This window comes from Meiothermus sp. CFH 77666, assembly GCF_017497985.1.
Classification (GTDB): domain Bacteria; phylum Deinococcota; class Deinococci; order Deinococcales; family Thermaceae; genus Meiothermus.
In genome coordinates, this window is the sequence record NZ_JAGDFV010000014.1 from 17,359 (window position 1) to 29,075 (window position 11,717).

The following is an 11,717-nucleotide window of genomic DNA, read 5'->3' on the forward strand; positions in this document are numbered from 1 at the left end:
ATACAAACTTATACTTGGTACAAGTTTATCCATCAGGTCGGACTCTGACAAGCTACCCAGACTACCTGGGGCAGTTATAGAGCACTCTTCAAAAATATCGAGCCATCCTTGATTCAAAATCTTTCGCACTGGACAGGATAGTAGCCACCCGCATAGGCGGCGGCATCTGTACAGAGCACGATGATTTGTTATACGTGCATCGTAGAATGCAGGGCGATGAATACCTTTGTGCTGGCCTGGGCTTTGCTGCTGGTGTTTGCGGCCTTCAACAACTACATCATCTACCGCCTGCTGCGGGAACGTAACCGTACTGACCTGATGTGGATTGGAGTGGTAGCCACGGTGGTTCCCGTGGCGCTTTTCGCCCTGTGGCCGGGGACCATTACCTTGATGTCCTTCCCGCTCCTGCAAAGCGTGGGAATGCTGATCATTATGCGTTTGGCGCAGCAGCGCTAGCGGGGCTGGGCCAGCACCACTGCCCAGGCATGGCCGACCCTCGAGAGCCCGGCCCCAAACTCGGTGTAGTGGGGGCTCATGATGGCCCGGCAGTGCGGAGGCGAACGCAGCCACCAGCGCACTGCCCTGGCGGGGTCGCTGTTTCGACCCTTGAAGATAATCTCCGACATACGCAAGTAGCCATAACCCGCCCTGGCCACCCGCACGCGGGGCCCCACGCCCTGGAAATAGTGTGACATAAAGCCGTAGCGCCCCATATTGAGGGCATGGCCCTTGGCAGCCTGAGCCAGGGTGGCATCGTAGTGTAAGGGCGACAGGCGAACCCCACCCCCTCCCCCACGACAGGCCACACCTCTGGCCCGGGCCTCGTTGATGAGGGAAAGAACCTGCGATTCCAGCTGGGCGGTAGTCTGGGCCATTGCAACGGAAAAGCCCAAAACCAACAGCATCCACCAAACCTGTTTCATAGGAATACCAGGAAGTTACCACATACTTGCCCGTCCGGAATCTTAACGTAACGGCCAGGAAACCGAACTGCCAACTTGCGGCGTAAACCCAACTTACAGCTTCGCGCGAAGGGCGGGGGTTGGGGGGGTCTTCCAATCCAGCCCTTTACCCCCTAACCTCTGGTTCCTACCTCCCACCTCCTACAGTATGCAAAGTGCTCGAGCAAAGGCGGTTATCACACCAGCGCAAAGCTGAGCACTGCAAAAAGGATGCCCAGGGTAGCCCCCACAGCCACCTCGAGGTAAGTGTGGCCAAGCAGCTCTTTTAAGGGCTCGGGCCGGGGGCCGTGCTCGAACACGGCACGAAACTCTTCAAACAGGTCGTTCAGGCGTTCGGCGTGCAGCCCCGCCGCCCGGCGAATGCCGGTGGCGTCGTACATGACTATGATGGCCAGCACCACTGCGATGGCAAAAAAGGCGCTACCCAGCCCCTCGGTAATCCCCACCCCGGTCGCCAGCGCCGCTACTGTGGCTGAGTGGGAGGAGGGCATGCCGCCGGTCTCGGCCAGGCGTTCCCACTCCCAGCGGCGCTCGACCAAGTAGTAAATGAAAAGCTTCAGGAGCTGTGCAAACACGCTGGCCAGGATGGCCGTCCATAACACCTGGTTGGCAAGAAGCTCGGTCACTGCTTTTCATTCTACCTTCATTGTGGAAGGCTGGCCTCTGGCTTTGGGCTGCAATCAGGCTTTTATTGTTTTCCCCTTTCCCTCTCCCCTGGCGGGAGAGGGTGGCGACACCAACGGCAAGTTTGATACCCATTCTGCCGAATAAAACTGTTCTGACGGCAACCCGGGGTCGCCGGGTGAGGGGTTGCAACGACCATGTTTAGGCAAATGATAAGAGCCTGGGGCTGCGATCAGGCTCCGGGCACGGCTGAGCCCCGGCGACGGATGGCCGCCTTAACCGTGTTGTGGAGCAGCATGGCCACCGTCATGGGGCCCACCCCCCCCGGCACCGGCGTCAGGGCCGAGGCCACTTCGGCCACCTCGGGGGCCACATCGCCCACCAGGATGTCGCGGCCTTTTTCGTTCTGGCCCACCCGGTTGATGCCCACGTCCACCACCACCGCACCGGGGCGCACCATATCGGGCGTGATCAGCCCCACCTTGCCCACCGCCGCCACCAGCACATCCGCCCGGCGGCAGACGGCGGGCAGGTCTTGGGTGCGGGAGTGGGCCAGGGTTACGGTGGCATTCTCGCGCAACATCAGGGCTGCCAGAGGCTTGCCCACCAGGTTGCTGCGGCCCACAATCACCACTTCCTTGCCCGCCAGGGGAATCTGGTAGTGCTTCAAAATCCGCATGACCCCCGCCGGCGTGCAGGATTCGAGGGCCTCCAGACCCATCCACAAGCGCCCCGCGTTGGTAGGGGTCAGGCCGTCCACGTCCTTCAGGGGGCTGATGGCTTCCAGCACGGTATTGAAGTCAACTTGCTTGGGCACCGGCGACTGTACCAGTATGCCGTCCACCTCCGGGTCGGCGTTGAGCCTGGCAATATGGGCCAGCAGCTCGTCCTGAGAGGTGCTTTCGGGAAACACATCCACCTGGCTGGACAGGCCCAGTTTCCTGGCTTGCCGGTCTTTGAGGCGCACATACGAAACCGAAGCCGGGTCTTCCCCCAGCCGCACCACCCGCAGATGAGGCACGTAGGGCAACTTCGACAACTGGACTTGCAATTCCTGATAGACCGCCTCGGCCACCGGGGGGCCGGATAGTTCTAGCATGGCAAACCTCGAGTGAAGACCTTTAGGGTGGCAATTGCCGATTATTCGTCCTTGGAAACCGCTTGCAGCTCCCCGGCCTCGATGCGCTTGAGCAACCGGGCCAGAACCCCATTCACAAAGCGGCCCGAGTCCTCGCCACCGTAGCGCTTGGCAATCTTGACCGCTACTTCAATCAGGGGCGCGTGGGGGGTAGGCTCAAAGAGCATCTCGTAGGCGGCCAGCCGCAAAACCGCCAGGTCGGTCTTGGCCATTTGACCAAAGCTCCAGCCCTGGATGGTGGTCGCCAGGATTTGGTCTATGGTTTCCTGCTGGGTCTGGTAGCCCTGCACCAACTGGTGAGCGAACAAGAGTCCTTCGGCATCAAGCACATCGGCATCCTGGTCGGACTCGTCGGGCTTTAGCTCCTGGGTAGCGTGCTGCCAGGCCGCCTCGAGCGGAACCCCACCCACCGCATGCTCAAAGAGCACTTTGAAGGCCAGTTCACGGGCCTTACGCCGCATACACACTCCATGAAAGGGGCTGGGGAGCGGCGGCAAAGCGCACAGAGCGCTCGATGAAGACTGTTCCCTGTCCCCTGTACCCTGTTCCCTTGCCCCTAGGCTGCATTGGGCTCCTTGTACTCCACCGAAACCACCGTGACATTGACGACTTTTACCTTCAGCCCGGTAGAGGCCATGAGCGCTTCTGCTACGGTCTTCTGGGCTTCCTTTGCAGCCTCCATGACCGGCTTACCATAGTCCACACTCACGTTCAGGTCTACCGTCAGACTGTCGCCTTCGCGCTCGAGGCGCACCGGGCGCGAGCGGCGCCCGGAAAGCACATCGCCCACACTCCGGGTGCCTGCCTGAGCCAGCCTGAGCCCCTTTTGCCCCTCCAGCGCCAGCACCACCAGGCTGACCAGGGCCGATTCAGAGAGATCGTAGTCCACCATGCCTGTAGTTTACCCGCTAACAAAAGAGAGCACAAAAAAAGGGGTAAAGTACAGGGGCTTTCAGTTCCCATTCCTGACCCTGCCCCGGTTCCCTATCTCCCATTCAATACGGCAACGGCCAGGTTCGGAAGTAATCTCGAATCCGGCCCCATAGCCCCACCAGACCCCTGGGTTCCAGAATCAAAAAGAGCAAAATCAGCACCCCAAAGGCCACGCTGCGCCAGGCTGAAAGCTGCGCCACATACTGCGGCCCAAAGGCCCCGGCAATCACGCTCAGGGTCTCGGGAATCAGCACGATGAAGAAAGCACCTAGCACCGCACCCAGTACGGTTCCGGCCCCACCCACAATCACAATGGCCAGGTACTGGATGCTAAAGGACAGCACAAAGTTTTCCGGGGTGACCGCCCCAATCAGGTGCATCAAAATGCCTCCGGCAATCCCCCCGTAGAAGGCCGAAAGCGCAAAAGCCGTGAGCTTGGAGCGCACCAGGTCTACCCCGGAAAGCTGGGCCGAAAGATCGTTGTCGCGCACGGCAAACCAGGCCCGGCCCGCCCGGGTCGAAAGAAGGCGCTTGGCGTAGAAGAACATCGGGATCGCAAAGGCCAGACCCAAATAGAAGACCACCCGGTCATCGGCCAGCGGCAGGCCCAGGAATGTGCCCTCCGCCGGGAGCTTGCGCCCCGCTACACCGCCGGTAAAGTCTATCCAGCGTTTGAAAATGTAATCGGCCAGGAACTGGAAGGCCAGGGTGGCGATGGCCAGATACGCACCCTTGATGCGTAGTGAGGGAATCCCCAGCACAATCCCGATGAGCGCAGCTACTAGCCCTCCGGCAAGGATGCCCAGGGGCACCAGATCGCCCGTAAGGTGGCTGGAGGTGTAGGCACCAATTCCCACAAAAGCCGCCTGACCCAATGAAATCTGGCCTGCACCCCCCACCAGCAGGTGCAAGCCCAGCCCGGCCAGGGCGGCCACCAGAATCTGGGTGGCGACAAACAACGGGTACTGCGGCAACAAAAAGGGGAGCAGCAGCAGACCCACGATTGCCACAACTAACCAGAATCGACCCTGCGGAGTGCTGGCATAGGCTTCGTCCTGACGATAGTCTTCGCGCACCGTACGAGAAAAACGTCGGCTAAAGGCATCGGTTAGGGATTGGCTCAGGCGGTACATGGTTGGTTCTCCTCCAGCCAGAACATCAAAGGGATACCAGCGGTGCTGAGGGGGTGGCAACTGGCCCTTTCCCTGCCCTGCCCATCTGGTTTTTTGCGCTCCCACGCCATCAGGCCCCCACTTTCTGCCCCGAACCGACAGGCTCACCCACATCGGCAATCTGAACCTCGGCCTCGAGGGTTCCCTGGCCCTCCAGGTAGCGGATGGGCAGGCTGAGCTTAACCTGCTTGGAGCCATCGTAGAGGGCCTCGAGCAGGCCCGCATAGCGCGACTCCACGGTGCCGCGCTTGACCTTGCGGGTACGGGTGATTTCCTCGTCGTCGGCGTGGAGTTCCTTGGGCAGGATGGCAAAGCGGCGCACCTTAAGTTCGTCGGGCAGGCTCTCGCAGGCCATGCGGAGCTCCTGCGCGATCAGCTCATAGACCAGGGGGTTGGCGGTCAGGCTCTGGTAGGTGGTAAAGATGATGCCCCGCTTGCGGGCCCAGTTCTGGGTATTCTCGGGGTCGAGCTCAATCAGGGCGGTCACGTAGGGCCGGGTATGACCAATCACCACAGCTTCTCGGATGTAGGGCGAGTATTTGAGGCGGTTCTCCAAAAACTGCGGCGCGAAGCGGGTGCCGTCGGCCAGGGCCCCCACTTCCTTGAGCCGGCCCAGGAGTACGAGGTGACCATTCTCGTTGAAGAAGCCAGCATCACCAGTACGGAACCAGCCGTCTTCGGTAAAGGTTTCCCGGGTCGCCGCTTCGTTTTTGAAATAACCGGTGAAGACCTGCCCACCCTTGACCTGAATCTCGCCGTCTTCGGCGATGCGCACCTGGGTATTGCGAAGGGGCTTCCCTACGGTCTCGGGTGGGGTATCGCCGGGCAGGTGGGCTACGCTGGTGGCCGCCGTTTCGGACTGGCCGTAAACCTGGCGGATATCCACCCCCAGGGCGCGGAAAAAGGTAAAGACCTCGGGCCCCAAAGGCGCGCCGCCGGTAGCGGCAATGCGGCAAGCGGCCAGCCCCATGCGAGCACGAATCGGACGGGCTACGATGGGGTAGGCCAGCGCTCTGGCCAGGTTCAGGCCGAAGCCAATCGGCTCCTTGCGGAATTCGCGCTGGGCGCACTCGAGCAAAACCCCCATACCCCAGCGGTACACCGCTTTCTTCAATCGGTCGGCATCCTCCATGCGGCTGCGAACAATGGCCGCCATATCCTCCCAGAGCCGCGCGGGGGCCAGGTAGAAGTCGGGCTGGACTTCCTTCACGTCCTCGCGCAGGGTAATCATGTCCTCGGGAAAGTGCATCACGGTGCCGTCGGTCAGGCCCCGCACCACCGTGAGCATCTGCTCGCCAATCCAGGGCAAGGGCAGATAGGAAAACACCCACTCCCCACCCGAGATGGTAATGGTGTCTTTGCCCGCTTCGGCCCCTGCAATCAGCTGAGCATGGCTGAGCATGGCCAGCTTGCTGCGGGCGGTGGTGCCCGAAGTAGGGGCCAGCAGGGCGATGGTATCGGGTTGCACCCTGGCCCTGGCCGAGCGCACCGCCTCGAGGCTTTGCGCCTGTTGCCCCATCGCCACCACCGAGCTAAAGGGGCGTACGCGCTCGCTCCAGTACTTGCTCATGCCGGCCTCCTCCCAGACCAGCACAAACTTCAGTTTGTCCAGGTGGGGCAGCACCTTATCGAGCTGCTCCTCGTCCGAGACCACAATGCCCGCGCACTCGGAGAACTCGATAAAGTAGCCCACCTCTTCGGGCATGGCATCGGCATAGATGCCCATCGGCATAACCCCCAGGGTCTGGGCTGCTATCTCGGAAATGACCCACTCCGGCGCGTTCTGGCCCAGGATGGCCAGCACTCCGCCCGGCTCCAACCCCAGTTGCAACAGCCCGCCCGCAAGCTGCTCCACCTTCTCTTTCAGGTGGGCCCAGGAGGTGGTTTCCCACACCCCCAGGCGCTTGACCCGCAGGGCCGGGGCATGGGGTTTGGTTTCGGCGTGATGGGCCAGGTAGTCAATCAGGGTTCTGGGCGTCATGGCACACCTCCGTTCGCCGCCCGGTTTATTGCGCGGATACTGCCCTTCATGCGCTCCTCCCCAGATAGGCCTCGGCCACGCGCGGGTTCTCCCGCACCCCCGCCGGAGCGCCCTGGTACAGCACCTCGCCGTAGGACATCACCAGCACCCCGGTAGAGAGCTCGAGCACCGCCTTAAGGTCGTGCTCGACCAGCACCAGGGTCACCCCCCACTCACGCCGGGCATCGAGCAAAAAGCGGGCCAGGTCTTGCTTTTCCTCCAGGCTGAGGCCGGCCATCGGCTCGTCGAGCAACAGCAGTTTGGGCCGCCCGGCCAGGGCCCGCGCCACCTCCACCCGCTTCTGCAGACCATAGGGCAGGGCTCCGGCGGGGGCGTGGCGGTAGGGGGAGAGGTGCAGGTAGTCCAGCACCTCTTCGGCGTGGCGGCGAATGTTCCACTCAATCTTTGCCTTGGGAGCCAGGTCGGTATAACCGCCCACGGCCAGCTCGGCCCCCAGCTTGACGTTGTCCAGCACGGTCATGCCCCGGAAGAGCTCGAGGTTCTGGAAGGTGCGGCCCAGCCCCTTCCGCACCCGGGCCTGGGGGCTCTGACCGGCCAGGTCTTCGCCCAGGAAGACCACCCGGCCCTGCTGTGGCCTGTACAACCCCGACAGCACATTGAGCAGGCTGGTCTTGCCCGCCCCGTTGGGGCCAATTACGGCAAAGAGGTCGCCCTCCGAAACGCTAAAACTCACCCCCACCAGGGCCTTTACACCCCGGAAGGAGAGGTGCAGATCCTGGGCTTCCAGCAGCACCTTAGACATCCTGACCCCCTACTAGGGCAGAGGGGAAAGACCTGTACCCACATGGGCTGTGTTCCCCGGCGCTCCCTCTCCAACTCAGACCCATCGTTTCCTCCTGCGGTAGCGCTTGGCCTCGGAGAACCCCCCCGCCACCGCGCCACCCAAGTAAAACTCCATCACGTCGGCATCGGCCTGGGCCTCCTGGGCCGTGCCCTCGAAGACCACCCGGCCCTGCTCCATCACATACACCCGCTCTACGATGGAAAAGGCCGCTCGAGCGTTCTGTTCGACCAGCACCAGGGTAAGGCCCTTGTCGCGGCGCAGCTCGTCGAGTACCCGCATCACTTCCTCGGTCAGCTTGGGCGAGAGGCCCAGGCTGGGCTCGTCCACCACCAGAATTTTGGGTTCGGTGAGGAGCGCCATGCCCAGCAAGAGCATCTGCTGCTCGCCCCCCGAAAGGTAGCCCCCCTGCTCAAAGCGGCGCTCGTAGATGCGGGGGAAGCGGGTAAAAATTTCGTCGGTAATCTCCTTCTGGCGCTGCGGCGAGAGCTTGTGGGCCGCGGCCCGCAGATTTTCCATCACGGTCAGGTAGCGAAATATGGGGCGGCCCTCGAGGATCGCCGTCAGGCCCAGCGAAGCGACTTGCAGGGCGGGCAGGTGGTTGGCCTCCCGCCCGTTGATGACAATCTTGCCGTCCAGAACCCGACCATCGTACTGCGGTAGCAGGCCCGACATGGCCCGCACCAGGGTACTCTTGCCAGCCCCGTTAGGCCCCAAAAGCGCAATGGCCTCGCCGGTGGCGGCCCGCATACTCACGCCCTGCAAGGCCAGGATGACCCCCCGGTAGACCACCTTCAGGTTTTCGACATTTATTTCAGCCATAGGGCAACCCTTGTCTCAAGACATGTGGCAAAATTGGCCATCTTTCATACTCGCTCGATTCGATGCTGCCCCAAAAGGCCATACGGACGAAACAGGAGCACCAGCAGCACAATCAAGAAAGGGATGGCCTGGGTAATGCCGGGGAGGAGCGATTCGAGGTAAAGCTGCGAAAAGGCCTCGATCAGACCAATGAGCAACCCCGCCACCACCGCCCCCGGCACCGAGTCGAAGCCGCCGAGAATAGCCACCGGGAAAACAATCAGGCCCAGCAGCACCAGATGATGCCCGGGCCCTCCACCTCCGGCAGCTCCAGCCAGGAAGGCGCCTCCCACCGTGGCCATTACCGCCGAAATGCCCCAGGCCACCGCCACTACCCGGGGGGCGTTGATGCCCATTGCAAGGGCTGCCGTCTCACTTTCGGAAACGGCTCGCAGCAGTACTCCGTAGCGGCTGTACTTGAGCCCCAACACCAGCAAGAGCGCCAGCGGCAAGGCCAGAAGCAAACTCCAAACCGCCTTTGAAGACAAAAACACCCCGCCCACGCTGAAGGCCAGGTTGGGCATCTCCTTGGGTAGCTGGGAAACATCGGCAGCCCCCATGGCTTTCTGGTCGGGGCCCCAGAGGATGAGCGCGGCGCCATCCAGGGTGGAAGCCAGCCCGATAGTGGCCATGATCACTGCAACAACGTTCCGGCCCAGCAGGGGCCGCACAAAGCCCCGCTCGACCAGCACGCCAAACAGGAAAGCCATCGGCAATGCCAGCAAAATGGCCGCTACCAGCGGAAAGAAGAGCGACATGGTGTATGTCAGGTAGGCCCCAATGAGCATGAACTCGGCAATAGCAAAGTTGACTACACTGGTCGCCCGGTAAACCAGAACAAACCCTGCAGCAATTACCGCGTAAAGGGCTCCATTGGCCAGACCGTTGAGGGCCGTTTGAACGACAAGCGCAAAATCCATCTGATTCGCCCTTTGCGTAAGGTAAAGGGTCGAGAGCCCAAAGCCGCCGGCTCCGACCCTTGACACTTGTAAACTGTTTAGAGCTTCGAGCCGTCCACCCAGTCGGTAATGGCGTCAAAGCGCCCATCCCGCACGTTGGCACGCCAGAGTTTGGTGAAGGGTAGGCGACGGTTGACCCAGCGCATGTTGCGAGCCTGACCTGCTGCATTGTAGTCGCCCAGGGTGTCCAGGGCCTCGATCATGCCGGGGCGGGTTAGCTTGCCAGCCGCAGCAGCCCGACGCATGGCCTCGGCAATCACGTCCATGGCCATCCAGGAACCCATGTAGTAGGTAGTGCGGTAAGAAAGGTCGCGGCCCTTGGCCCGGCGCAGCGCGCGTATTTGCTCCACTGCGGGTACGGTGGTGTCGTAGTAGTAAGCGTTGTGGTAAGTGACGATAAAGCCATCAGCCGCCGCCCCAGCCCGCTGCATGAGGGCCAGCTCTGCCGAGTAATAGGTGCCCATGAAAGTAGCGCGAATGCCCTGCTCCCGTGCAGCCCGCACCAGAATGGGTTCAACAGTCAGTACGTAACCCTGCAGAATTACAAAATCGGGCTGGGCCTGGCGCAGCTTGGTCACAATCGGCGTGGCATCGGCAATAGCCAGAGGGGTTACTTCCTCACCCACAATCTGGAAGCCTAGACGGGCCGACTGCTCCTTGATAAAGGGGATGGGATCGCGGCCAAACTCGGAATTGGAGTAGCACAGGAAAATCTTGGCACCGCGCCCTTTCTGGCGGCGAATCTGCTGTAGCAGAGCGCCCGCCATGTCGTTGTAGGTGGGGCCGAACACAAAGATGGTGGGGTAGGTTTGCGGATCAGCCAGCTCGTTGGAGAAAGAGGTGGCCGTGTAGGGAAGGCGAAGGCGGGTAATTTCGGGAGCGAGGGCTTTAGAGAGACCGGTGGAGTTGCCGTATACAAACACCAGCTCCTCGGGGCTCTCGCGCTGCACAATGCGGTTGAAGACCGCTGTTCCACGGGCCACATCGTAGCCGTCATCCTCAACAACCAACTCAAAGCGTCGCCCACCGATACCACCTGCGTCGTTGATCCGGTCGGCCGCATCGCGGAATGCATCCAATGCAGCATTACCCGCAAAGGCAAAGGCGCCCGTGAGGGGCAGAATGGCCGCGAGCTTGACCGGGCGGGCCTGCGCACGGGCAATCATCCAGGGGCTATACACCGCAGAAGCAGCCAGACCTGCTTTGAGCACTTGCCGACGATTCATCTTCATGTACTTCCTCCTTGAGGCAACAACTTCTCTTGTGTTGTGCTCCTAGAATACATGACACTCTGGAATTTGTGTACCGGGTTCAAAGCTCTTCTGAAAATTCAGTCTCAGTTAGCATTTGCAGAGAACGGCCCTTTCAAGGGCACAAGTGTACCTGCTTCACCTAAACACTCGACAAGGCTCCATGCGGTGAATGTAGGTCGTTGATATGGCTGGCCTGTATGGTGTCAGCAACCTCCCGCCTGTAGTGAAGGCCCGGCTGGAGGGCTTTCTAGCTCAGGGCGGTCGGGGTTCCTGAGGGGTTTTTCGCTCTGGATATACAAAGGAAGGTTAGCACAATCGCCATCAGCCTTGTACCAAATCTGCTCAGAAGTGACCCAAAAGCGATATACAAGTCCCTCGGACGCGCCCCCTGGCGCGGCAAGTGAGGGGCGCGTTTAGCGCCGCTCACGCGCAGAGCTGGTATTGGTTGTGTATGGTTCAACCGGCCTCCACGTACGAGGCGATGTACTCCAGTTCTTTCAGATGCCGCAGGTCGTGGCCGGCCAGCATCTTGACGATGAAAGCGATGGTCTCGGGGCCGCGTTTGGGGTGGTAGGCCACCCTGTCCCAGTCCTGGGGCTCGAGGTGGCGCAAAAGCTCGAGGTTCCAGCGCCGCAGGCCACTAAAAGCGTCCAGGGCCAGCCGGGCCGAGTAGCTCTCGTAGTTGCGGTAGCGAATACCCCAACGGTCGTGGTCAAACGCCTGGGCTTTTTCGGCCCCCGCCAGGGCCTGGCGCAGGCGGAAGCCGTAGCCAATCTCGAGATCGGCCAGGTGGCAGTAGATCTCCCCCGCCGTCCAGTGCGTGAGTTCGCAGCCGCGGCTCATATCCAGGCGTGGGAACAGGTCGCTCAGCAGTTCAGGCGTCTGCGCCAGCACTTCCAGGGGGTCACGGTCGCCCAGGGCCTCGAGGTTCTTCTGGACATACTCGAGTTTTTCCATAGAACCATGCTAGAGCCAGAACCCAGGTACAGAATT

At 61.4% G+C, this 11,717-nt stretch carries 13 protein-coding genes; 1 reads left to right on the forward strand and 12 read right to left on the reverse strand.

The genetic code is table 11. The features are described from left to right. The first annotated feature begins 216 nt into the window (after positions 1–216). Positions 217–456, forward strand: a complete 240-nt coding sequence (locus tag J3L12_RS08770; RefSeq protein WP_208014674.1) for a hypothetical protein — start codon at positions 217–219, stop codon at positions 454–456. On the opposite strand, the gene J3L12_RS08775 is transcribed toward J3L12_RS08770, so the two are convergent. The 12 genes from J3L12_RS08775 to J3L12_RS08830 form a co-directional block, all read right to left on the reverse strand. Beyond that, the gene (locus J3L12_RS08775; protein WP_208014675.1) at positions 453–923 is read right to left on the reverse strand and encodes a CAP domain-containing protein; all 471 of its coding nucleotides are present in this window, start codon (positions 921–923) and stop codon (positions 453–455) included. The two genes, J3L12_RS08770 and J3L12_RS08775, sit on opposite strands and share 4 nt — an antisense overlap. 215 nt (positions 924–1,138) lie before the next feature. Further along, entirely contained in the window at positions 1,139–1,588 is a 450-nt protein-coding gene (locus J3L12_RS08780) for a divergent PAP2 family protein (RefSeq protein WP_208014676.1), read from the reverse strand. A gap of 230 nt (positions 1,589–1,818) precedes the next feature. Then, a complete protein-coding gene (gene folD / locus J3L12_RS08785) occupies positions 1,819–2,685 on the reverse strand; it encodes a bifunctional methylenetetrahydrofolate dehydrogenase/methenyltetrahydrofolate cyclohydrolase FolD (RefSeq protein WP_208014677.1) in 867 nt (288 codons plus the stop codon). Positions 2,686–2,726: 41 nt separating this feature from the next. After that, positions 2,727–3,185 carry a transcription antitermination factor NusB gene (nusB, locus tag J3L12_RS08790; RefSeq protein WP_208014678.1) on the reverse strand — a complete coding sequence of 153 codons (459 nt, stop codon included), beginning with the start codon at positions 3,183–3,185 and terminating at the stop codon, positions 2,727–2,729. 95 nt (positions 3,186–3,280) lie between these two features. Further along, positions 3,281–3,616, reverse strand: a complete 336-nt coding sequence (locus J3L12_RS08795) for an Asp23/Gls24 family envelope stress response protein (protein ID WP_208014679.1) — start codon at positions 3,614–3,616, stop codon at positions 3,281–3,283. A 103-nt stretch (positions 3,617–3,719) separates the two neighbouring features. Then, the gene (locus tag J3L12_RS08800; RefSeq protein WP_208014680.1) at positions 3,720–4,790 is read right to left on the reverse strand and encodes a branched-chain amino acid ABC transporter permease; all 1,071 of its coding nucleotides are present in this window, start codon (positions 4,788–4,790) and stop codon (positions 3,720–3,722) included. Positions 4,791–4,899: 109 nt separating this feature from the next. Then, positions 4,900–6,810: an AMP-binding protein gene (locus tag J3L12_RS08805; protein WP_208014681.1), complete on the reverse strand. Its 1,911-nt coding sequence runs from the start codon at positions 6,808–6,810 to the stop codon at positions 4,900–4,902. A 46-nt stretch (positions 6,811–6,856) separates the two neighbouring features. Beyond that, on the reverse strand, positions 6,857–7,612 hold the full coding sequence (locus J3L12_RS08810; RefSeq protein WP_208014682.1) for an ABC transporter ATP-binding protein: 756 nt from the start codon (positions 7,610–7,612) through the stop codon (positions 6,857–6,859). A 75-nt stretch (positions 7,613–7,687) separates the two neighbouring features. Further along, a complete protein-coding gene (locus J3L12_RS08815; RefSeq protein ID WP_208014683.1) occupies positions 7,688–8,473 on the reverse strand; it encodes an ABC transporter ATP-binding protein in 786 nt (261 codons plus the stop codon). A gap of 44 nt (positions 8,474–8,517) precedes the next feature. Further along, positions 8,518–9,432 (reverse strand): branched-chain amino acid ABC transporter permease, encoded by a 915-nt coding sequence (locus tag J3L12_RS08820; protein ID WP_208014684.1) that lies wholly within the window; start codon positions 9,430–9,432, stop codon positions 8,518–8,520. A gap of 77 nt (positions 9,433–9,509) precedes the next feature. Next, positions 9,510–10,697, reverse strand: a complete 1,188-nt coding sequence (locus tag J3L12_RS08825) for an ABC transporter substrate-binding protein (RefSeq protein WP_208014732.1) — start codon at positions 10,695–10,697, stop codon at positions 9,510–9,512. 483 nt (positions 10,698–11,180) lie between these two features. Beyond that, complete coding sequence (locus J3L12_RS08830; protein ID WP_208014685.1) at positions 11,181–11,681, reverse strand: DinB family protein; 501 nt, start codon at positions 11,679–11,681, stop codon at positions 11,181–11,183. Between the last annotated feature and the right edge of the window lie 36 nt (positions 11,682–11,717).

Excerpts from the sequence above, each read along its gene's own strand:
- J3L12_RS08770 (WP_208014674.1), top strand. The coding sequence starts at position 217 with ATGAATACCTTTGTGCTGGCCTGGGCTTTGCTGCTGGTGTTTGCGGCC.
- J3L12_RS08775 (WP_208014675.1), bottom strand. The coding sequence starts at position 923 with ATGAAACAGGTTTGGTGGATGCTGTTGGTTTTGGGCTTTTCCGTTGCA.
- folD (WP_208014677.1), bottom strand. The coding sequence starts at position 2,685 with ATGCTAGAACTATCCGGCCCCCCGGTGGCCGAGGCGGTCTATCAGGAA.
- nusB (WP_208014678.1), bottom strand. The coding sequence starts at position 3,185 with ATGCGGCGTAAGGCCCGTGAACTGGCCTTCAAAGTGCTCTTTGAGCAT.
- J3L12_RS08795 (WP_208014679.1), bottom strand. The coding sequence starts at position 3,616 with ATGGTGGACTACGATCTCTCTGAATCGGCCCTGGTCAGCCTGGTGGTG.
- J3L12_RS08800 (WP_208014680.1), bottom strand. The coding sequence starts at position 4,790 with ATGTACCGCCTGAGCCAATCCCTAACCGATGCCTTTAGCCGACGTTTT.
- J3L12_RS08805 (WP_208014681.1), bottom strand. The coding sequence starts at position 6,810 with ATGACGCCCAGAACCCTGATTGACTACCTGGCCCATCACGCCGAAACC.
- J3L12_RS08810 (WP_208014682.1), bottom strand. The coding sequence starts at position 7,612 with ATGTCTAAGGTGCTGCTGGAAGCCCAGGATCTGCACCTCTCCTTCCGG.
- J3L12_RS08815 (WP_208014683.1), bottom strand. The coding sequence starts at position 8,473 with ATGGCTGAAATAAATGTCGAAAACCTGAAGGTGGTCTACCGGGGGGTC.
- J3L12_RS08820 (WP_208014684.1), bottom strand. The coding sequence starts at position 9,432 with ATGGATTTTGCGCTTGTCGTTCAAACGGCCCTCAACGGTCTGGCCAAT.
- J3L12_RS08825 (WP_208014732.1), bottom strand. The coding sequence starts at position 10,697 with ATGAATCGTCGGCAAGTGCTCAAAGCAGGTCTGGCTGCTTCTGCGGTG.
- J3L12_RS08830 (WP_208014685.1), bottom strand. The coding sequence starts at position 11,681 with ATGGAAAAACTCGAGTATGTCCAGAAGAACCTCGAGGCCCTGGGCGAC.